Source organism: Arthrobacter sp. 01T414, from assembly GCF_056398965.1.
In genome coordinates this window covers 24985-45222 of the sequence record NZ_JBFTQK010000002.1, presented here as the reverse complement: position 1 = coordinate 45222, position 20238 = coordinate 24985, and the positions used below count along the sequence as shown (strand labels likewise).

Genomic DNA, 20238 nt, shown 5'->3' with positions numbered 1-20238 from the left:
GTTCGGGCCCTGGCGCGGCTAACTCCGCGTCCGGCTAGCCGCGGGTCCGGCTGCTGACCCGGGAGAGGTCCGCCGCGCCGATCAGCCCGGCATTGGGCCCCAGCGCGGCCAGTTCAATGGCGGCCGCCGGGCGGAACCCGCGGCCGGTCAGGTTCCGGGCAAAAGCCTTCCGTGCCGGTTCCACGAGCAGTTCGCCTGCGTCGCAGAGGCCGCCGCCGATGACGAAGGTGCCCGGGTCCAGGGCCGCTGCCAGGTTCGCCAGCCCCAGGCCAAGCCATTCCCCCACGTCTTCGAGAAGTTCACGGGCAGTGTGGTTTCCGGCCTTGGCGAGTTCGGTGACGATCACACCGGTGATCCGGTCGGCGTGGCCGTCCACAGCGTCGAGAAGTTCCTGGGCCACCGGTGAGTTGGCTGCGGCTAGTTCCCTGGCTTCACGGCCGAGCGCGTTCCCCGAGGCGTACTGTTCCCAGCAGCCGCGGTTGCCGCACTCGCAGCGGTGGCCGCCGGGCATGATGATCTGGTGGCCGAATTCACCGGCCACGCCGAAGCGGCCGCGTTCGAGCCGGCCGTCCATCACCATGGCGCCGCCGATTCCGGTGCCCAGGGTAATGCAGACCAGCCGGCTCTCGCCCCTCCCGGCGCCAAAGCGCCACTCCGCCCAGCCGGCGGCGTCGGCGTCGTTGGTCAGCAGCACGGGGCGGCGGAGCAGCCGTTGCAGGTTTTCGCGCAGCGGTTCGTTGCGCCAGGCCAGGTGCGGGCTGAACAGCACGGTGGCGCCGTCGAGGTCCATCCAGCCGGCAGCCCCGATGCCGACCGACCCGATCCGGTGGCCCCGGCCCAGTTCCTCCACGAGCTCCACGATCACCTGCTCGACGGCGCGCGGATCGCTGCCGGGCGTGGAGCGTTTGGCCTGGCTCAAAATGCGGCCTTCGGCGTCCACGACACCGGCCGCAACCTTGGTGCCGCCGATGTCGATGCCGATCGCGAGGCCCTTGCGCCCGAGCCGCAGGTGTCCGCGGAAGCTGCCGGCCTCGGTGGCGCCGGGAAGGCCCTGTACCCGGCGCCGCCAGGCGGCCGTCCTGCGCTGCGGTCCGGACTTCTGGCCGGGTTTTGGAGTATGCATCGTTCCCCATTCTAGGGCCCGCCCCAGGCCGCGACAGCGGAGCCGCCGACGCCCTGCCGGGTGGCGAAACGCAAGCCTTGACCGTAAAGTTACTCGCCAGTAGGTGAAGTGGAACACACCCAACTCGGGGCCACATACTACTGTTAGCCGTACCCCCTTGCGGGTCAATGGATATCAAAGGAGCTATCGTGCGAGAAATCAGTGTCCCGCCCCTGGTCACCGTCCCCCCGGAGACGAACGTCACGGACCTGGTCTTGCGCCAGGCAGCCAAGGCGTCCAATCCGGCCCTGTTCTCACGGCTCGACGCCGCGGGCCAGTGGCAGGACGTCCGGGCCACCGATTTCCTGGCTGATGTCTCCCTGCTCGCCAAGGGCCTGATGGCCAGTGGCGTGGCGGCCGGCGACAGGGTCGGCATCATGTCCCGCACCCGGTACGAATGGGCCCTCATCGACTTCGCGATCTGGTTCGCCGGCGCCGTCTCGGTCCCGATCTACGAAACGTCCTCCCCCTCGCAGGTCGCCTGGAACCTGGGCGACTCCGGCGCCGTCGCGGCCTTCGGCGAATCCGCCCACCACGAGGACATCATCCGGCAGGCCGCGAGCTCCGAGGGCCTGTCCGCGCTGAAGAATGTCTGGCAGCTGGAAGGCGACGCCCTCGACGAGGTCCGCGCCGCCGGCGCCGCGATCACCGACGCCGAACTGGAAGCCCGCCGCAGCCAGGCCTCGCTCACGGACCTCGCCACAATCATCTACACCTCCGGCACCACGGGCCGGCCAAAGGGCTGCGAACTGACGCACGGCAACTTCGTGGAGCTCTCGGACAACGTCCTGGCCACCTCCCTCGGCCAGATCGTGCACGAGCAGGCCAAGACCATCATGTTCCTGCCGCTCGCGCACGTCTTCGCCCGTTTCATTTCGGTACTGGCGGTTGCTGCGGGCGTCACCGTGGCCCACACCCCCGACATCAAGAACCTGCTGCCGGACCTGCAAAGCTACAAGCCGACGTTCATCCTGGCCGTCCCCCGGGTCTTCGAAAAGGTCTACAACTCGGCCCTGACCAAGGCCGAGGACGGCGGCAAGGGAGCGATCTTCCATCGCGCCGCGGAAACCGCCATCGCCTATTCGCGGGCCCGCCAGGCGGGCAAGCTGGGCCTGGGCCTGCGGCTCAAACACACCCTGTTCGACAAGCTCGTCTACGGCAAGCTCCGCGACGCAATGGGCGGCCAGGTCGCGCACGCGGTGTCCGGCGGCGGCCCGCTCGGCGAACGGCTCGGCCACTTCTTCCAGGGCATCGGCCTGCAGATCCTCGAGGGCTACGGCCTGACCGAAACCACCGCCCCGGTCACGGTCAACACGCCCGGCCTGATCAAGATCGGCACGGTCGGCGCCCCGATCCCCGGCAACGCTGTGCGGATCGCGGAGGACGGCGAGATCCTCGCGAAGGGCGTGTGCGTCATGCGCGGCTACTTCAACCGGGAGGATCTCACGGCCGAGGCATTCGTGGACGGCTGGTTCCGCACCGGCGACATCGGCCAGCTCGACGGGCAGGGCTTCCTGACCATCACCGGGCGGAAGAAGGAAATCATTGTCACCGCCGGCGGCAAGAACGTCGTGCCGGCCCTGCTCGAGGACCAGATCCGTGCCGACGCGCTGGTCTCGCAGGTCCTCGTGGTGGGCGATAACCGTCCGTTCATCGGCGCCCTCGTGACGCTGGACGAGGAGGCGCTCCCGGGCTGGCTGCAGCGCCACGGCCTGCCGGCGTCGACGACCGTGGTGGAGGCAGCGGAGAACCCCGCCGTCAAGGCGGCGGTCCAGGAGCTGATCAACCACGCGAACCAGTCGGTGTCCCAGGCCGAGGCGATCAAGTCGTTCCGCATTGTGCCCTCCGACTTCACCGAGGCCTCCGGCCACCTGACGCCGTCCATGAAGGTCAAGCGCGCCCAGGTCATGAAGGACTTCGAGAACGTGATCGAGGAGATGTACTCCGCCAAGCGGACCACCCACGCCTGATACCACTCGAACGACGGTACGAAGCGAAAAGGGCTCCTCCGGCTGCGGCCGGAGGAGCCCTTTCTATTGCGCTACTGCTTACTGCACTACTGCGCTTCGCCGCTATTCCACGACCAGCAGCAGATCGCCGCCCTGGACCTGCTCGACGGCGCCGACGGCGAGCCGCGAAACGGTCCCGGCCACCGGCGTCGTGATCGAGGCTTCCATCTTCATCGCCTCGATGGTCGCAACCGTGTCCCCTGCCTTGACCGCATCGCCGGCCTTGACGGTCAGGGTGACGGCGCCGGCGAACGGCGCCGCTACCTGGCCCGGCTGCGAGGAGTCGGCCCGCTCGGCGGCCTTGACGTTGCTGACCACGGAGCGGTCACGGACCACCACGGGCCGGGACTGACCGTTGAGCGTGCACATCACGGTGCGCATGCCCTTCTCATCGGGTTCGGAAACAGCCTCCAGGGACGCGATCAGCCGCACACCCTTCTCCAGCTCGATCTCGTGCTCGGCGCCGCGCTGCAGGCCGAAGAGGTAGTCGCGGGTGTCCAGTACGGACAAGTTGCCGTACGCCTCGACACTCTTCTGGTAGTCCTTGGTGGGACCGGCGAAAAGCAGGCGGTTCAGGGTCTCCTGCACCGTTTTGGAGTCGCCCTTGAGCGCTGCACTGTCCTCGGCGCTCAGTTCAACGTCGCGGACCTTGACGCTGCGGCCCTGCAGGGCCTTGGTCCGGAACGGCTCCGGCCAGCCGCCGGGAGGGTCGCCCAGTTCGCCGGAAAGGAAACCGATCACGGAGTCCGGGATGTCGTACTTCTGCGGGTTCTCGTTGAAGTCGGCCGGGTCGGCGTTCAGGCCCACGAGGTGCAGGGCCAGGTCACCCACCACCTTGGAGGAGGGCGTAACCTTCACGAGCCGGCCGAGGATACGGTCCGCCGCCGTGTACATGTCCTCGATCGCCTCGAAGCGTTCGCCCAGTCCCAGCGCAATCGCCTGCTGACGCAGGTTGGAGAGCTGGCCGCCCGGGATTTCGTGCTGGTACACCCGGCCGGTGGGGCCCGGCAGTCCCGATTCGAAGGGTGCGTAGACGCGGCGCACAGCCTCCCAGTAGGGTTCCAGGGCACAGACGTTGGCCAGGCTCAGGCCGGTGTCGCGCGGCGTGTGGGCCAGGGCCGCGACCAGGGCGGAGGCTGAGGGCTGGCTCGTGGTGCCGGCCAACGACGCCGAGGCGACGTCGACGGCGTCAACGCCCGCATCCACGGCGGCCAACAGGGTGGCCAGCTGGCCGCCCGCGGTGTCGTGGGTGTGCAGGTGGACCGGAAGATCGAACTTCTCCCGCAGGGCCGTCACGAGGCGGGCGGCAGCAGCCGGACGCAGCAATCCGGCCATGTCCTTGATCGCGAGGATGTGCGCGCCGGCGTCGACGATCTTCTGGGCCAGGTCCAGGTAGTAGTCGAGGGTGTACAGCTTCTCATCCGGATCGAGCATGTCGGCCGTGTAGCAGAGGGCCACCTCGGCGACGGCGGTGCCGGTGTCGCGGACGGCGCGGATGGCCGGTGCCATCTGGTTCACGTCGTTGAGGGCATCGAAGATCCGGAAGATGTCGATGCCGGTCTTGGCCGCCTCGTTGACGAAGGCCACCGTCACCTCTTCGGGGTACGGCGTGTAGCCGACGGTGTTCCGTCCGCGCAGCAGCATCTGCAGGCAGATGTTCGGCAGCGCCTTGCGCAGCGCAGCCAGGCGGTCCCAGGGGTCCTCGCCCAAGAAGCGGAGGGCGACGTCGTACGTCGCACCGCCCCACGCCTCGACGGAGAGCAGTTCCGGCAGCAGCTTGGACACGGCCGGGGCGGCCGCGACCAGGTCGCGGGTCCGGACGCGGGTCGCAAGCAGCGACTGGTGGGCGTCGCGGAAGGTGGTGTCGGTGACGGCGACGGCGTCCTGGCCGCGGAGGGCTTTCGCGAAGCCCTCCGGGCCGAGCTCCAGCAGCCGCTGGCGGGACCCCGCGGGGGCGTCGGTGTCCGGGAGGGCGGGCAGCTTCTCCGCCGGGTCGGTGTGCACCGTGAGCTCGCCGTTGGGCTTGTTGACGGTGACCTCGGCGAGCCAGGTCAGCAGCTTCGTGCCGCGGTCAGCGGAGACGCGGGCCTTGAGCAGCTCGGGGCGTTCGTCGATGAACGAGGTGGCGACGTCGCCGGCGACGAAGTCCGGGTCATCCAGCACGGCCTGCAGGAAGGAGATGTTGGTGGACACGCCGCGGATCCGGAACTCCGCGAGGGCGCGGCGGGCACGGGCCACGGCCGTCTTGTAGTCCCTGCCGCGGCAGGTGAGCTTGACCAGCATCGAGTCGAAGTGCGGGCTGATCTCGGCGCCGGAGTACACGGTGCCGCCGTCGAGCCGGACACCGGCGCCGCCGGCCGAACGGTAACCGGTGATCTTTCCGACGTCGGGCCGGAAGCCGTTGGCCGGATCCTCGGTGGTGATGCGGGACTGCAGCGCAGCACCGTTGAGCTTGACGGTCTCCTGCGAAAGGCCGAGATCGGCGAGAGTCTCCCCGGAGGCGATCCGCAGCTGGGCCTGGACGAGGTCGACGTCGGTGACTTCCTCGGTGACGGTGTGCTCGACCTGGATGCGCGGGTTCATCTCAATGAAGACGTGCTGGCCGGCCCGCTCGCCTACCGTGTCGACCAGGAATTCCACGGTGCCTGCGTTGACGTAGTTCAGGGCCTTGGCGAACTTCACGGCGTCCCGGTAGAGCGCCTGGCGGATGCCTTCGTCGAGGTTCGGCGCCGGGGCAATTTCAATAACCTTCTGGTGGCGGCGCTGGATGGAGCAGTCGCGCTCGAAGAGGTGCATCACGTTGCCCTCGGCGTCGGCGAGGATCTGCACCTCGATGTGCCGCGGCCGCAGCACAGCCTGCTCAAGGAACATGGTGGGGTCACCGAAGGCGGCGTCGGCCTCGCGCATGGCAGCCTGCAGCGCCTCGGGCAGCGCCTCCCGCGTGTCCACCCGGCGCATGCCGCGGCCGCCGCCGCCGGCCACTGCCTTCGCGAAGATCGGGAAGCCGATTTCGTCCGCTGCGGCGATGAGTTCATCGACGTCCTTGGACGGTTTGCTCGATTTGAGCACCGGGACGCCGGCCTTGCGGGCAGCCTCCAGCGCGGCGACCTTGTTACCCGCCAGCTCCAGCACTTCTGCCGGCGGGCCGACGAAAGTGATCCCCGCAGCAGCGGCGGCGCGGGCCAGGTTGGGGTTCTCCGAGAGGAAGCCGTAGCCCGGGTAGATGGCGTCCGCGCCGGCTTCTTTCGCCACGCGGACAACCTCATCCACATCGAGGTACGCCCGCACGGGGTGGCCTTCCTCGCCGATCAGATACGCCTCATCCGCCTTCTGGCGGTGGATCGAGTTACGGTCCTCGGTTGGGAACACTGCAACGGTCTTGGCACCCAGCTCATAGCTGGCGCGGAAGGCGCGGATGGCGATTTCGCCGCGGTTAGCCACCAGAATCTTGGAAAACATACTTCTCCTGCATCATTGCGGGTGGTTCGGTAAGTCGTCACAGTTTCTAAGACTGGTGTGCGCAAACACAAATCATTGTGGCGCCCATCACAGCATTATGCGTCATTTCGGTGGCATTAGGCAGATCGCCGCCCTTTCATGGACTTCGCGGCAGTTCGGGCCCCGGCGAGCCCGAATGAGAAGGGTTTCGTCGCCGCATCAACATATGATGAGTTGGTGGGTGGCGCATGCACGCCCCGGTCCGAAGGAACGCACGGGCCGGCATGACCCAGTCTCGGCAACCGGCGTTAGGTATTGGTTTTTCAAGTGCAAGTAGTCAGCATCAGCAGCCTCAAAGGCGGTGTCGGCAAGACATCCGTGACAACCGGACTGGCGTCGGCCGCACTCGCAGCCGGCATTCCCACCCTCGTGGTCGATCTGGACCCGCACGCGGACGCCAGCACCGCCCTCGGGGTCCGGCCCGACGAGCAACTGGATATCGGCCGGATGCTCAAGTCCCCCCGACGGGCCCGCCTCGCCGAGAACGTCGTCCCCAGCGGCTGGGTCGAGCACAAGGCCGCCGGGGCATCCCACGGCACCTCCTCCGACGAGACGGCAGCCTCCTCCGTGCTGGACGTGGCCCTCGGTTCCGCGTACACCGGTATCTACGACCGGCCCGACCTCGGCCGCCGCGACCTGCGCCGGCTCTCCGCCGTGCTGGCAGGCGCCGGACACTACGAGCTCGTTCTGATCGATTGCCCGCCCTCGCTGAACGGCCTTACCCGGATGGCCTGGTCGGCCAGCGACAAGGTCGCCCTGGTGGCCGAGCCGGGCCTGTTCTCCGTCGCGGGCACCGAGCGCACCATGCGCGCCATCCAGCTGTTCCGGCAGGAGTTCGCGCCCGGGCTCTCGCCCGCCGGCATCGTGGCCAACCGGGTGCGCTCCGGATCCGCCGAGCACAGTTTCCGCCTGGCCGAGATGCAGTCCATGTTCGGCGAGCTGTTGCTCACCCCGCACATCCCGGAGCAGGCGAACTGGCAGCAAATCCAGGGCGCTGCGGGCCACATCGTGGCCCCGCGCTTCTCTGTTAAGTTTTTCCGGCCTGCTAGCCGATTTTGCGGGCAGCGCGGCGCTTGCTGAGTTCGTCGTCGGGGAAGGACTGGTCCGAGGCATGCTCGCTCGGGAGGGCCGCCAGGCTTCCTTCCACTTCGCGCCAGACCCGGCCGACGGCGATGCCGAAAACGCCCTGTCCGCCCTGGACCAGGTCGATGACTTCGTCGGCCGAGGTGCACTCGTAGACGCTGGCGCCGTCGCTCATGAGCGTGATCTGTGCCAGGTCCTCGACCCCTCGTTCGCGAAGGTGTTCAACGGCCGTACGGATCTGCTGCAGCGAGACACCCGTATCGAGGAGCCGCTTGACGACTTTGAGGACAAGGATGTCGCGGAAACCGTAGAGACGCTGCGAACCGGAGCCGGCCGCACCGCGCACGGCGGGTTCGACGAGTCCGGTGCGGGCCCAGTAGTCCAGCTGGCGGTAGGTGATTCCGGCCGCCTTGCACGCCGTGGGGCCGCGGTAGCCCGCGTCTTCGTCCAGGACGGGAAGATCCTCGGTGAACAGCAGGCCCTGGGCACCACTCGCGGGCACAGCTACGCCTGCCGTCGAGGCCTGCTTAAGCTCGCCTGCTTCGCCTTTCGGACTCACGTGGATCCTCCTTGTCATGAGCTCCCGCGGGAACTTGCAGCAACAACGCGGTGTCCGGGAGCGGCGCCGGACCGAAGGGCCACGAAAATCATCCGTGTAGTTTCGGCTCCGGCTGCTTTGTCCAGTGTGACTTGCGCGGCTGTTGTATGCAATGGGAACTTGTACCTCCGACGTTAGGCCCGCCGGGGCCCAAGGTCAAAGACGTTGGGGGTATTGCCGGGGCGTGTCGAAACTTTCGACCTCGACTTTAAGCTTTGACCCGGCTCAGCCGGCGAAATCCTCTGGTTCGACGTCGTCCAGGAACTCGCGGAAGCGGCGCAGCTCCCCCTCTTCGTCGACGGCGGGACCGGGCTGGGCCTCCTCGCCGTCGTCGTGCTCGGTGATGCGCACCCCGGCTTCTTCCATCACGGAGTCCGCGCACCAGATCCGGCACTTGGCCCGCAGGGCCAGGGCCAGGGCGTCCGAGGCCCTCGAGCTCACGGTGGTGCCGTCTTCGAACTGGAGTTGGCCATAGAAGATGTTGTCCTCGACCGCCACGATATTGACGCTGACGATCGTGTGGCCGAGCGCCTCGACGACGTCCACGAGCAGGTCGTGCGTCATTGGCCGCGGCGGGACGACGCCCTGCTGGGCCAGGGCGATGGCGCTGGCCTCCGGGGTGCCGATCCAGATGGGGACGTGGCGCTCCCCGTGCATCTCCTTGAGAAGCACCAGCGGCTGGTTCGACGGAAGTTCAATCCGTACGCCTACGATTTCCACCTCAATCATCAGATGTCCATCCTCGAGATGCGGTCCTGGACCAGGGCCCGGTGCAGCGAGAGGCACAGTTCGCTGATTTCCCGGGCGGCCTCGGCGGCACGGGCGTGCGATGCGGCATCCTTGCGCGAGGTCAGGGTTGCAACCGCGCGTTCCACCAGCCCGAATTCGCGGTCGGCGGCGGCCTGGAACGGGCGCAGGTGGCGGGGTTCGAGGCCATGCCCCTCCAGCTGCACGCATGCGCGGGCAACCTGCAGGGCGTGTTCATCGAACTTGCCGTTGACGTGGCCGATCAGCCCGAAGCTGAGCAGCGACTCCAGCAGCGGCACGCTGGCCCCGGACTCCGTGCGGAGCTGTTCCTCGCTGAGCAGGCGCACCCGGTGGTTCAGTTCCGCGGCGAGTTGCTCGGAGACGATCCGCGGCGAGACCGTGACGCCGGGCGGCAGGTTGTCCGGGCGTTCGCCGCGGTCGATCGCGTCCAGGTAGTCCTTGATCACCTTCAGCGGCAGGTACTGGTCCCGCTGCAGGGCCAGCACGAAGCGCAGGCGTTCGACGTCGCCCTCCGAGTACTGCCGGTAGCCCGCCGGTGTCCGCTGCGGGTTGATGAGCCCCTTTTCCTCAAGGAACCGGATTTTCGACGCGGTCATATTGGGGAAGTCATCGCTCAGTTGAGCCAGGACCTCCCCGATGTTCAGGACCTGGGGTCCGCGCCGTTCGGCTTGTGCCATGGCCACAGGCAACTACCCCGGGATCAGACGTTGCCTGAGGTACGGGCAGGGCTGAGGTAGAAGGTGAGCCGGAACTTGCCGATCTGCACCTCGTTACCGGACTTCAGCTCCACGCTGTCGACACGGTCGTGGTTGACATAGGTGCCGTTCAGGCTGCCGGTGTCCACGACCTCGAAGCTGCGGGCCGTGCGGCGGAACTCGACGTGGCGGCGCGAGACCGTGACGTCGTCGAGGAAGATGTCGGCGTCCGGGTGCCGTCCCGCCGTCGTGACGTCCGAGTCGAGCAGGAAACGGGCGCCGGCGTTCGGACCGCTGTGCGCCACCAGCAGGGCGGAGCCCGCCGGGAGCGACTCGATGGCCGTGCGTTCCTCGACCGAAACCTTCGGAGTGAGCGTGGGCTCATCGCGGATAGGAGTGAGATGGATGGATGTGGTCTCCGAGGCTTTCACTCCACCCGTGCCGTATTCACCGGTGTCGTTCTGTCCGTGCCCAACCATTGAGTCCTCCTCATTCGTTGCAGGTGTCCCCCCTGCAAACAACGCATGCCGTCCGGAAAAGCCTGGCRGATCCGGTAGTCAGTCCCCCCGGCCGGCCACTTAGGCGCACAATTGTTGTGTCCAACAATCGGTGTGTCCAGTAACACGGCCCGGAGACCTTCCCATTAGCCTACCTGTTGTTCGTACTCCGACGCACTGAGCAACGACTCCACGGCGTCGGCCTCGGCGAGCTTGATTTCGATCAGCCAGCCCTCGCCGTAGGGATCGGAATTGATCAGGGCGGAATCGGTGTCCAATGCCTCGTTGCGGGCCACCACTTCGCCGCTGACCGGGGCGTAGATATCGCTGACACTCTTGGTGGATTCGACCTCACCGACGACGTCGTTCGCCTTGATGTCGGTGCCGACCTCCGGCATCTGGGCGTAGACGACGTCCCCGAGCGCGTCCTGGGCAAAATCCGTGATCCCCACGCGGACGACTCCGTCGGCGTTCGGGGCGGAGACCCATTCGTGTTCCGCGGTGTAGGACAGCTCTTCGGGAATGATGCTCATGGCGGGCCTTTCGTCGGGTCTATCACCAAGGTCGACGGCGGCCGATCGAACGGGCCGCCGCTGAAAGTATAGGCATATCCGGCCGGACCCGGGGAGGACTCTGGCATGATGGGCCCATGCCAGCACCCGCACCCGTTCCGGCCGGATTTGCCCATGCCTGAGCTACCGGAAGTAGCGGCACTCGCGGACTTCCTGGACACCCGCCTGCGCGGCGCCGTGCTCAGCAAAGTCCAGATCGTCTCGTTCGCGGTGCTGAAGACGGCGGATCCTCCCATCTCGGAATTGGAAGGCCGGACCGTGACGGGGGTGGGCCGGCACGGCAAGTTCGTGGACATCGAAGCCGACGGGCTGCACCTTGTCTTTCACCTGGCCCGGGCCGGGTGGGTGCGGTTCACCGACGCCCCCACCGGCGCGGTGCTGAAGATGGGCAGCGGGCACATCGCGGCACGGCTGTCGTTTTCCAGCCCGGCCGGACCGCTGGACCTGGACCTGACCGAGGCGGGCACGAAGAAGAGCCTGGCGGTGTACCTGGTGCGAAACCCGTCCGATGTGCCGGGAGTCGCGGCACTCGGACCGGATCCGTTCGGCGCCGGGTTCGACGTCGAGGCCCTGGCCGGAATCCTCGCGGCCAGCAACCAGCAGGTCAAGGGGGTGCTGCGCAGCCAGGGTGTCATTGCCGGCATCGGGAACGCCTACAGCGACGAGATCCTGCACGCGGCAAGGATGTCCCCGTTCGCGATCGCCAAGTCTTTGGACCGGGCGGCGGTGGAGCGGTTGTACGAAGCGATCCACGAGATTCTGGGGACGGCGGTGGCGGAGGCCCACGGGAAGCCGCCAAGTGAGCTCAAAGATGCGAAGCGAAGCCACATGCGGGTGCACGGCCGGGCCGGAGAGGCATGCCCGGTCTGCGGTGACACGGTGCGCGAAGTCTCCTTTGCCGACACCGCCCTGCAGTACTGCCCGAGCTGCCAGACGAAGGGCAAGATCCTGGCGGACCGCCGGACATCACGCTTCTTGAAGTAGGCGCCCCGAAGTCGGGTTAAACAGAAAACCCCGCCATTCCGTTGCCGGAATGGCGGGGTACTTTCTGTTGGTCGGGCTGACAGGATTTGAACCTGCGACCCCTTGACCCCCAGTCAAGTGCGCTACCAAGCTGCGCTACAGCCCGCTGGTTCCGCCGTTCTCCGCTCACGATGCTTCATTTGGAAATCCAAAAGAATTCATCTGAGCAGTCCGGCCGAACCACCTCCAAAAGCTTACACGATTCCGGAGGGTGCCCGTGACACTTTGACCATGTCACGGGAACTTTTCCCCGCGGGTGCGTCCGGAATTAGCGCTTCTTGCCGCGCTTTTCCCTCACCCGCATGTTGACCTCGATCGGCGTGCCCTCGAAACCGAAGGTTTCGCGGAGCCGGCGCGTGATGAACCGGCGGTAGCCGGGGTCCAGGAAACCGGTGGTGAAGAGCACGAACTTCGGCGGACGGCTCGAGGCCTGGGTGCCGAAGAGGATGCGCGGCTGCTTGCCGCCGCGGACCGGGTGCGGGTGCGCCGCGACCAGCTCGCCGAGGAACGCGTTCAGGCGTCCGGTGGGGATGCGCTTGTCCCAGCTCTCCAGCGCGGTGTCCAGGGCCGGAACCAGCCGGTCCTTGTGCCAGCCGGTCTTGGCCGAGATGTTTACCCGCGGGGCCCATGCCACGTGGGCGAGATCCTGTTCGATCTCGCGTTCCAGGTAGGTGCGGCGTTCGTCGTCGAGCAGGTCCCATTTATTGAACGCGAGCACCAGCGCACGGCCGGACTCGATCGCAAGCTGCAGGATGCGCACGTCCTGCTCGCTGAGCACTTCGTCCACGGCGAGGAGCACGACGGCGACCTCCGCCTTTTCGAGGGCACTCTGGGTCCGGAGCGAGGCGTAGAAGTCCGCGCCCTGGGCCATGTGCTGGCGGCGGCGGATGCCGGCCGTATCGACGAAGCGCCAGGTGCGGCCGCCGAGCTCGATGAACTCGTCGACCGGGTCGCGGGTAGTGCCTGCGGTGTTGTCAACGACGACGCGCTCGGAGCCAGCCAGCTTGTTCAGCAGCGAGGACTTGCCGACGTTCGGCCTGCCGATCAGGGCGATACGGCGTGGACCGCCGCTGCGCTCCAGGCCTTCGATGGTGGAGAACTCCGGCAGGGTGTCCATGACGTGGTCGAGCAGGTCGGCGACGCCGCGGCCGTGCAGTGCGGACACCGGGTACGGCTCGCCGAAGCCGAGGCCCCAGAGCGCGGCCGAGTCGGCTTCCTGGGCGAAGTCGTCAACCTTGTTGGCCACCATGATGACCGGCTTCTTGGACTTGCGCAGCATCTTCATGACGCCCTCATCCGTGGCGGTCGCGCCGACGGCGGAGTCCACCACGAACAGGACGGCGTCGGCGAGCTCCACGGCCATCTCGGCCTGCTCGGCGACGCGGGCGTGGATGCCGCGGGCGTCRTGCTCCCAGCCGCCCGTGTCGACGACCGTGAAGTTCCGGCCGTTCCAGTGGGCGGAGTACATCACGCGGTCACGGGTGACGCCGGGGGTGTCTTCCACCACGGCTTCGCGGCGGCCCAGGATGCGGTTGACCAGGGTGGACTTGCCCACGTTCGGGCGGCCGATGATGGCCAGGACCGGGTCAAGCTTGACCGGGCCGTCGAAGTCCTCGTCCTCGTAGCGCCCGCTCAGCAGGGCGGCGTCTTCCTCGTCCAGCTCGTAGTCGTCCAGGCCGGCCCGGAGCGAAGCCGCACGCAGCTCGGCTTCCTCGTCGTCCATGGCAGCGAGGTTCTCCGCCACCTGGTCCGTGCCGGTGGGCGTGTATTCGTCTTCGCCGGCGCCAAAATGGCCGGGGGTTTGAGTCGTATCGCTCATTGCACTTTCCTTAGGTGGTGATCTGCCGGCGTCGCGGCTACTGCTGTCTGTGGTTCTTGCGGGGAATCCGCCCCGGGCAGTCGCTGCCCGCTGCTTTGAATTGTGTCCTGGACATGGCGCGCCAGTGCGGCGCGGATCTCGGTTCCCACCCTGTCCATTGAAGCACGCCCGGTCTCGCCGGGCCTGCGGCTGACGGTAAGGGCGCCGCCGAAGCTGACGTGCAAGCGCCGGCCCGGCCGGGGAACCGCGTTGAGGTGCTCGCCGCTGACCCTGGTGCCGAGGATGGCTACCGGGATCACGGTGGCCGCCGAGTTCAGCGCCAGCCAGGCCACGCCGTTGTTGATGGCGGCGGCCTCCCCGCTCCCCCGGGTGCCTTCGGGCAGGATCCCCACGCACCGTCCGGCGTCGAGCAAGCCCTTGGCCCGCTCCAGCGCATTCCGGTCCCCCGAACGGTCCACCGGCAGCTGGCCGGACGCCTTGAGGACCAGGCCCAGGAAGCCTTTGAACATCTCCTGCTTCACGAAGATGTGCATCGGCCGGGGCGCTGCGCCGAACATGACCGGGCCGTCAAGGAAACTGATGTGGTTGCCGGCAAAGATCACCGGGCCCGCGGCCGGTACGTTGGCCCGGCCCCTGACCGTGGTCCGGTACACCAGGTGGTCGAGCAACCAGCCGACCGGACGGCTCCACGCCATGGTTCCGAACAAGTACCAGCGGGCAGGATGCTTCGCCGCGGCTGCTCTCTCAGTCACGGTTGATGGCCGTGTGGTCGATGATCCGCTGCACGATCCCGAGGGCCGCGTCGACGGTCTGGGCGAAGTCCAGGTCCGAGGAATCCAGCGTCACCACGCCGTCGGCGGCCTGGGTGAAGTTCACCACGGTGGAGTCCTTCGCGTCCCGCGCCGTGACCTGCGCCGCGAGCTGCTCGGCGTTCTGGCTCCCGCCGAGCTGGATGCCGCGGCGGCGAAGCCGGGCCTCCTCGCTGGCGGTGAGCAGCATGCGCACCTCGGCGTGGGGCGCGACGACGGTGGTGATGTCCCGGCCCTCCACCACCATGCGGCGGTGGTGCTTCTCGATCAGCTCGCGTTGCCGGCGGATCAGTTCGGTCCGCGCCCCGAGCGTGGTGGCGACGGCGCTGACCGCCGCGGAGATGGCCGGCTCGCGGATGGCGTCGGTGATGTCGACACCCGCGACGCGGACGTACTCTTCCTGCGGGCTCGTGCTGATTTCCAGCTGGAGGCCCTCGGCGGCGGCTTCAATGGCTTCGCCGTCAGCAAGGTCCGTGCCGCTGTCGAGGCAGAACCAGGTCAGCGCCCGGTACATGGCGCCGGTGTCGAGGTAGGCCAGCCGGAGTCGGCGGGCCACTTCTTTGCTGACGCTGGATTTGCCGGAGCCGGAGGGGCCGTCGATAGCGACAACAAGGCTCTTGCCGGGGCGGACGACGTCCACCGTTTCAATAAGTTCCTGGGTCATTACTGGAGTACCCGCCATCCACGGTCGTTGAGGGCTTCGATGAGCAGCTCATGCTTGTTTGGCAGCACGGAGATTTCCACCATGCCTACATTCTGTCCTGAAGAGTGGTCCAGGCGGAGATCCTCGAGGTTGACGCCGATCTCGCCGATTTCGGTCAAGAGCCGCGCGATCTGGCCGGGCGTATCGTCCACCAGGACGGTCAGCCAGGAGTAGGCCTGCGGCGGTCCGCCGTGCTTGCCCGGGATCCGGGCCTGGCCCGCATTGCCCTCGCTGATCAGCTGGGCAAGGTCCAGCCTGGCACCGGGCGCCGTCGGATCCTCAAGGGTTCCGATCAAGCGGTTCAGGTCCTCGCGGACACCGTGCAGGATTTCCACGACCTTGCCCGCGTTGGCGCCGAGGATCTGCACCCAGAGCGTGGGGTCGCTCGCGGCGATCCTGGTGACGTCGCGAAGCCCGTTGCCGGCCAGCGAGAGCGCGTGCAGCGGGGTTCCCTGCAGCCTGCTGGCCACGAGCGAGGACATCACCTGGGGCAGGTGCGAGACCAGCGCCACGGCTTCGTCGTGTTCCTCGGCCCCGAACTCGGAGACGATCGCGCCCAGGTCGCCGGCCAGCGCACGCGCCGCCTGCAGGGCCTCGGGCCGGGTTTCCGGCGTTGGGCAGAGCACCCACGGCATCGAGGTGAACAATTCCCCGCGGGCGGCGACCGGGCCGGACTTCTCCCGTCCCGCCATCGGGTGCGTGCCAACGTAGCGGCCCAGGTCTGCACCGCGGTTGCGCAGTTCGGCCAGGATGCCGGCTTTGACACTGGCAATGTCCACGACGACGGCCTGCGGGTAGTCCGCGAGGGCGCGGGCGACGACGTCGGCGGTCACGTCCGGCGGCGCGGCCACCACGACAAGTTCCGGCGTCTCGCCGTCAAGGCGCGCCAACGGCAGGCCGGCGCCGATGTCCACGGCGACGGCCTGGTTGGTGGGCGAGGGGTCGGAGAGGAAAACGGCGACGCCGCGGCCCCGGAGCCCCAGCCCGATGCTGGTGCCCAGCAGCCCGGTCCCCACGACCACGACCGGCCCGTTCAGGTGGCCGCGGCCGTGGGTACGAAATGCGGACATGCTTTACAGCCCCACGGACGCCAGCAGGTGGCCGACTTCCTGCTTGCCGAGGTTGCGGATGCTGCCCTGGCGCTGGTCGCCCAGGCCGATGGGACCGACCTTGACGCGGACCAGGCGCAGCACCGGGAAACCGACGGCGTCGAAGAGGCGCCGCACGATGCGGTTCTTGCCCGAGTGCAGCACAACCTCGATCAGCACGTGGCCCGGCGTTGAGTCGACGAGCTTGAAGGAGTCCACGGAGGCGATGCCGTCTTCGAGCTCGACGCCGGCCTTGAGCTGCGCGCCGACGCCCTGCGGGAACGGTCCACGGACCTGGACGAGGTACGTCTTGGGCACCTCGTAGGACGGGTGCGTCAGGCGGTTGGCGAGTTCGCCGTCGTTGGTCAGCAGCAGCAGGCCCTCGGTGGCGACGTCGAGCCGGCCGACGTGGAAGAGGCGTTCGCCGTGGTGGTTGCGAACAAAGTCGCTGATGCACGGGCGGCCGTCCGGGTCCTCCATCGTGGAGACGACACCCTTGGGCTTGTTGAACACCATGTAGACCATGTTCTCGTCCAGCTGGATCCGCAGGCCGTCCACGTGGATCACGGAGGTCTTCGGGTCGACGCGCACGCCGAGCTCCGTGACGACCTGGCCGTCGACCTCGACGCGGCCTTCGGCGATCATTTCCTCGCAGACGCGCCGGGAAGCGACGCCGGCGGAGGCCATGACCTTCTGCAGGCGGATGCCGTCGGCATCGTGCAGCTCCGACTGGGGCACGTCCTGGCGCGGTCCGCGCTTGCGGCCCGGTTTGCGGACGGGCCCGAGGTTCTGGCCGAAGCGTTCGCTGCCGAACGCACGCGAACCGGTGGCCTTGGCCGCGCCGGCACCGACGCGCGGCTTGGGCTTGAGCGCGCCCGGAGTGCCGGGAACCTTGCCGGCGCCGGGCTTGCGGGCGGCCGGTTTGCGGGCCGCAGGCTTGCGCGCGTCAGACCGGCTGCTGTTCCGGTCGCCCGACTCCGGCGCTCCGCCGCCCGGGTTCAGATCCGGGTCGATGAAAGCCTCTTCGCGCGGCTTGGGGCGCTTGAACGGGCGGTCGCCGCCGCCCTTGGGAAAGTCGCGCTGGCCTCGGCCGGCGCCGCCCGCACCCTGGGTGCGCGCTGATTGGTGTCCGGCGCTGGTGCGTCCCGAACCGTTACGTGGTGAACCCTGGCGTCCCGCCTGTGTCATGACCCGTCCTTCGTTTGGTGGCCCGCGGCGGACGCCTCACGGCTGCCCCCACCGGCCGGGCAGATGCTTCTGCCCTGGTGGTTACTTGTTACGCAGGCAGCATTCCTGCCTACATTCTTCCTGCGTCGTAATACTCTGCTATGCCTTCAAGCCCTGGAAGGTGGGGTGAAAGCTGAGGCAACTCAGCCACCGAGCCGATTCCCATACGTTCGAGGAAATACGACGTCGTGCGGTACAGGATGGCCCCGGACTCAGGATCATTTCCCGAATCCTCGATCAGTCCGCGCTGGGTCAGCGTCCGCACGACGGAGTCAACATTGACCCCTCGAATTGCAGACACCCGCGCCCTGGATACGGGCTGGCGGTAGGCGATGACGGCGAGCGTTTCGAGCGCCGCCTGCGTCAGCCTGGCTGTCTGGCCTTCCAGCACGAATCCGCCTACGACGTCGGCGAACTCAGCGCGGGAATAGATCCGCCAGCCTCCGGCGATATTCCGCAATTCAAAACCCCGGGGGGCGGTGCCGAAACCAGCAGAAGTTAAAGCAGTGCTGGCGTCGTCCACATCCGGGGCATTACCAGTATAGCCGTTATACTCCCGTTGCAGTTCCCCGAGCAGGCCCTCGACGACGTCGACCGTCAGGTCCAGGCCGGTCGCCAGCTCCAGGGCAGTGGCCGGTTCGTCGATGACCATGAGGACGGCTTCCAGGGCGCCGCGGGCACCGCCGGGCAGCCCGGCCAGGTCCGGCAGCCCGGCCTCGCCGGTAGCGTCCGGGGCCGCGTCGGCTGAGGCCGCGTCGGCTGTGCCAGGGGTCGGTACTTCGGTCACGGCTGTTCCTCGTATTCTTCGCTGAGTTTCTCGCTGCTCCAGTCCGGGTCCTCGGCTGTCCAGTGGACGGACAGCTCGCCGAGCGGCAGCAACTGGTCAAAGCCCACCGCCTTGTCCCGGAACATTTCCAGCAGCGCCAGGAACCGGGCCACCACCACGAGGGTGGATTCGGCGTCGGCGATCAGGGCCCGGAAGGTGAGCGCCTTGCCCAGCCGCAGCCGATGGCCGATGATCTCGGCCTGCTCCTTCACGCTGACCGGCGTGCCGTGCAGGTGGGCGAGCCCAACTTCGGTGGGAGCCGCTTCCTTGGGCTTCAGGGCCGCCTCGGCCAGGGCCGCGAAATCCTGCGGGGTGTGCTTCCAGACCAGTTCGGGCAACAGTGCGGCGAAGTGGCTTTCAAGCGCGACTTGCCGTGGGTAGCGGCGGCCCTCCAGCTCCAGCGTCGAGCCGATGAGCCCGGCAACCTGTTTGAAGGCCTTGTACTGGAGCAGCCGGGCGAACAGCAGGTCGCGGGCCTCGAGCAGCGCAATGTCCTCGTCGTCCTCGACCTCGCCCGCGGGCAGCAGCCGGGCGGCCTTCAGGTCCAGCAAGGTGGCGGCGATGACCAGGAATTCGCTGGCCTCATCCAGCGCCCACTCCTCCCCCAGCTTTTGCAGTCCCTTGATGTACTTGATGAACTCGTCGGTGACCGTGGCCAGCGCCACCTCGGTGATGTCCATCTGGTGCTTGGAGATCAGGCCCAGGAGCAGGTCGAAGGGGCCGGTGAAGTTGGCCAGCCGGACCTCGAAGCCGGGTTTCTTCCCGGACGGTGACAGCTCTGCCGTCGGGGTGCCTGTCGCCGCCACGGACCTGGCTAGGGCGCGCCGCCGCGCGAAATCAGCTCTTTGGCCAGTCGGCGGTAGGCGTCGGCGCCGGCGTGGTTGCCGGCGTAGCTGGTGATCGGCTCGGCAGCCACGGTGGCGTCGGCGAACTTGATGGAGCGTTTGATGACGGTCTCGAAGACCTTGTCCCCGAAGGCCTCCACGAGCCGGGCGATGACCTCGCGGCCGTGCAGGGTGCGGGCGTCGTACATCGTGGCGAGGACGCCGTCGACCTGCAGGCGCGGGTTCAACCGGTCCTGGACCTTGTCGATCGTTTCGACCAGCAGCGCCACGGCACGCAGGGCAAAGAATTCACAGATCAGCGGGATGATGACGCCGTGCGCCGCGGTCAGCGCGTTGACGGTCAGCAGGCCGAGCGAGGGCTGGCAGTCGATCAGCACGACGTCGTAGTCGTCCTCGACCTTCTTCAGCGCCCGGTCCAGGACCTGCTCGCGGGCAACCTCGTTCACCAGCTGGACTTCCGCGGCGGAGAGGTCGATGTTGGCCGGCAGCAGGTCCACGTTCTCGACGCCGGTCTTCTGGATGGCGTCGCGGATGTCGACCTTGCGGTCCATCAGGACGTTGTAAACCGTCAGGTCCAGTTCGTGCGGGTTGGTGCCGAGGCCGGCGGAAAGTGCACCCTGCGGGTCGAAGTCGACCAGCAGTACGCGGCGGCCGTATTCGGCCAGGGCGGCGGCCAGGTTAATGGTGGACGTGGTCTTACCCACGCCGCCCTTCTGGTTGACCATGGCGATGACTCGGGCCGGGCCGTGGGAAGACAGCGGCGCAGGCTCGGGAAAATCGCGTTGGGGGCGCCCGGTGGGGCCCATGATGGCGTCTTCCAGGTCGAGTCCGGTGCCTTCCAGAGTGGCTGAACCCTGTTCGCTGCTCACGTATCTATCCACACTTTCGATGACGGTGATTTTCGTGCCCGATCCTGCCGGCTGCATTATTTTGCTGAAGGGCCTGTCTTGCTGGCCCGCCTGGTCTTGCTGGCTGCCGTCCGGCGCGGATCGTTATTCCTCCCAAGGTTACAGCCC

The 20238-nt window shown here is 67.6% G+C and carries 18 protein-coding genes and 1 tRNA gene; 3 read left to right on the top strand and 16 right to left on the bottom strand.

What is annotated here, in order from left to right; all coding sequences use genetic code 11:
• Positions 1 to 34: 34 nt before the first annotated feature.
• Complete coding sequence (locus AC1DK9_RS05710) at positions 35 to 1123, bottom strand: ROK family glucokinase (RefSeq protein WP_476863602.1); 1089 nt, start codon at positions 1121 to 1123, stop codon at positions 35 to 37.
• Positions 1124 to 1311: 188 nt separating this feature from the next.
• Here AC1DK9_RS05710 and AC1DK9_RS05705 point away from each other — a divergent pair, with 188 nt between their 5' ends.
• Positions 1312 to 3132 carry an AMP-dependent synthetase/ligase gene (locus AC1DK9_RS05705; RefSeq protein ID WP_476915274.1) on the top strand — a complete coding sequence of 607 codons (1821 nt, stop codon included), beginning with the start codon at positions 1312 to 1314 and terminating at the stop codon, positions 3130 to 3132.
• A 102-nt stretch (positions 3133 to 3234) separates the two neighbouring features.
• Here the strand turns inward: AC1DK9_RS05705 and AC1DK9_RS05700 are convergent, their stop codons facing one another.
• Positions 3235 to 6630 carry a pyruvate carboxylase gene (locus tag AC1DK9_RS05700; protein ID WP_476915273.1) on the bottom strand — a complete coding sequence of 1132 codons (3396 nt, stop codon included), beginning with the start codon at positions 6628 to 6630 and terminating at the stop codon, positions 3235 to 3237.
• Between the two features lie 306 nt (positions 6631 to 6936).
• Between AC1DK9_RS05700 and AC1DK9_RS05695 the strand changes: the two genes are divergently transcribed.
• Positions 6937 to 7749 (top strand): ParA family protein, encoded by an 813-nt coding sequence (locus tag AC1DK9_RS05695; RefSeq protein WP_476915272.1) that lies wholly within the window; start codon positions 6937 to 6939, stop codon positions 7747 to 7749.
• Here the strand turns inward: AC1DK9_RS05695 and AC1DK9_RS05690 are convergent.
• From AC1DK9_RS05690 to gcvH, 5 genes are all read right to left on the bottom strand, one after another.
• Positions 7715 to 8311 carry a MerR family transcriptional regulator gene (locus AC1DK9_RS05690; protein WP_175321578.1) on the bottom strand — a complete coding sequence of 199 codons (597 nt, stop codon included), beginning with the start codon at positions 8309 to 8311 and terminating at the stop codon, positions 7715 to 7717. The genes AC1DK9_RS05695 and AC1DK9_RS05690 overlap by 35 nt on opposite strands.
• Before the next feature lie 264 nt (positions 8312 to 8575).
• Positions 8576 to 9079, bottom strand: a complete 504-nt coding sequence (locus AC1DK9_RS05685) for a bifunctional nuclease family protein (RefSeq protein WP_476863606.1) — start codon at positions 9077 to 9079, stop codon at positions 8576 to 8578.
• Entirely contained in the window at positions 9079 to 9795 is a 717-nt protein-coding gene (ftsR, locus tag AC1DK9_RS05680) for a transcriptional regulator FtsR (protein ID WP_476863607.1), read from the bottom strand. Before ftsR ends, AC1DK9_RS05685 begins: the two co-directional genes overlap by 1 nt.
• Positions 9796 to 9818: 23 nt before the next feature.
• Complete coding sequence (locus AC1DK9_RS05675) at positions 9819 to 10292, bottom strand: FHA domain-containing protein (protein WP_476863608.1); 474 nt, start codon at positions 10290 to 10292, stop codon at positions 9819 to 9821.
• Positions 10293 to 10456: 164 nt separating this feature from the next.
• Positions 10457 to 10843 carry a glycine cleavage system protein GcvH gene (gcvH, locus tag AC1DK9_RS05670; protein WP_138769663.1) on the bottom strand — a complete coding sequence of 129 codons (387 nt, stop codon included), beginning with the start codon at positions 10841 to 10843 and terminating at the stop codon, positions 10457 to 10459.
• Between the two features lie 153 nt (positions 10844 to 10996).
• Here gcvH and AC1DK9_RS05665 point away from each other — a divergent pair, with 153 nt between their 5' ends.
• Positions 10997 to 11866, top strand: a complete 870-nt coding sequence (locus tag AC1DK9_RS05665; RefSeq protein WP_476915271.1) for an Fpg/Nei family DNA glycosylase — start codon at positions 10997 to 10999, stop codon at positions 11864 to 11866.
• Between the two features lie 68 nt (positions 11867 to 11934).
• On the opposite strand, the gene AC1DK9_RS05660 is transcribed toward AC1DK9_RS05665, so the two are convergent.
• The 9 genes from AC1DK9_RS05660 to AC1DK9_RS05620 form a co-directional block, all read right to left on the bottom strand.
• Positions 11935 to 12011: transfer RNA gene (locus tag AC1DK9_RS05660), tRNA-Pro, on the bottom strand.
• A gap of 162 nt (positions 12012 to 12173) precedes the next feature.
• Positions 12174 to 13724, bottom strand: a complete 1551-nt coding sequence (der, locus tag AC1DK9_RS05655) for a ribosome biogenesis GTPase Der (RefSeq protein ID WP_476915270.1) — start codon at positions 13722 to 13724, stop codon at positions 12174 to 12176.
• A complete protein-coding gene (locus AC1DK9_RS05650) occupies positions 13721 to 14419 on the bottom strand; it encodes a lysophospholipid acyltransferase family protein (RefSeq protein ID WP_476915612.1) in 699 nt (232 codons plus the stop codon). Before AC1DK9_RS05650 ends, der begins: the two co-directional genes overlap by 4 nt.
• A gap of 49 nt (positions 14420 to 14468) precedes the next feature.
• Positions 14469 to 15197 (bottom strand): (d)CMP kinase, encoded by a 729-nt coding sequence (cmk, locus tag AC1DK9_RS05645; protein WP_476863610.1) that lies wholly within the window; start codon positions 15195 to 15197, stop codon positions 14469 to 14471.
• A complete protein-coding gene (locus tag AC1DK9_RS05640) occupies positions 15197 to 16306 on the bottom strand; it encodes a prephenate dehydrogenase (protein ID WP_476915269.1) in 1110 nt (369 codons plus the stop codon). Before AC1DK9_RS05640 ends, cmk begins: the two co-directional genes overlap by 1 nt.
• Positions 16307 to 16309: 3 nt before the next feature.
• Positions 16310 to 17512, bottom strand: a complete 1203-nt coding sequence (locus tag AC1DK9_RS05635) for a pseudouridine synthase (RefSeq protein ID WP_476915268.1) — start codon at positions 17510 to 17512, stop codon at positions 16310 to 16312.
• Between the two features lie 109 nt (positions 17513 to 17621).
• On the bottom strand, positions 17622 to 18203 hold the full coding sequence (gene scpB / locus AC1DK9_RS05630; RefSeq protein ID WP_476915611.1) for an SMC-Scp complex subunit ScpB: 582 nt from the start codon (positions 18201 to 18203) through the stop codon (positions 17622 to 17624).
• Between the two features lie 131 nt (positions 18204 to 18334).
• The gene (locus tag AC1DK9_RS05625) at positions 18335 to 19183 is read right to left on the bottom strand and encodes a segregation and condensation protein A (RefSeq protein ID WP_476915267.1); all 849 of its coding nucleotides are present in this window, start codon (positions 19181 to 19183) and stop codon (positions 18335 to 18337) included.
• 8 nt (positions 19184 to 19191) lie between these two features.
• Positions 19192 to 20091, bottom strand: coding sequence for a ParA family protein (locus tag AC1DK9_RS05620; protein ID WP_175321568.1), 900 nt, complete (start codon positions 20089 to 20091; stop codon positions 19192 to 19194).
• Positions 20092 to 20238: the final 147 nt, after the last annotated feature.

Excerpts from the sequence above, each read along its gene's own strand:
- AC1DK9_RS05710 (WP_476863602.1), bottom strand. The coding sequence starts at position 1,123 with ATGCATACTCCAAAACCCGGCCAGAAGTCCGGACCGCAGCGCAGGACG.
- AC1DK9_RS05700 (WP_476915273.1), bottom strand. The coding sequence starts at position 6,630 with ATGTTTTCCAAGATTCTGGTGGCTAACCGCGGCGAAATCGCCATCCGC.
- scpB (WP_476915611.1), bottom strand. The coding sequence starts at position 18,203 with ATGGTCATCGACGAACCGGCCACTGCCCTGGAGCTGGCGACCGGCCTG.
- AC1DK9_RS05640 (WP_476915269.1), bottom strand. The coding sequence starts at position 16,306 with ATGTCCGCATTTCGTACCCACGGCCGCGGCCACCTGAACGGGCCGGTC.
- AC1DK9_RS05675 (WP_476863608.1), bottom strand. The coding sequence starts at position 10,292 with ATGGTTGGGCACGGACAGAACGACACCGGTGAATACGGCACGGGTGGA.
- AC1DK9_RS05685 (WP_476863606.1), bottom strand. The coding sequence starts at position 9,079 with ATGATTGAGGTGGAAATCGTAGGCGTACGGATTGAACTTCCGTCGAAC.
- AC1DK9_RS05635 (WP_476915268.1), bottom strand. The coding sequence starts at position 17,512 with ATGACACAGGCGGGACGCCAGGGTTCACCACGTAACGGTTCGGGACGC.
- cmk (WP_476863610.1), bottom strand. The coding sequence starts at position 15,197 with ATGACCCAGGAACTTATTGAAACGGTGGACGTCGTCCGCCCCGGCAAG.
- AC1DK9_RS05665 (WP_476915271.1), top strand. The coding sequence starts at position 10,997 with ATGCCTGAGCTACCGGAAGTAGCGGCACTCGCGGACTTCCTGGACACC.
- AC1DK9_RS05650 (WP_476915612.1), bottom strand. The coding sequence starts at position 14,419 with ATGGCGTGGAGCCGTCCGGTCGGCTGGTTGCTCGACCACCTGGTGTAC.
- gcvH (WP_138769663.1), bottom strand. The coding sequence starts at position 10,843 with ATGAGCATCATTCCCGAAGAGCTGTCCTACACCGCGGAACACGAATGG.
- ftsR (WP_476863607.1), bottom strand. The coding sequence starts at position 9,795 with ATGGCACAAGCCGAACGGCGCGGACCCCAGGTCCTGAACATCGGGGAG.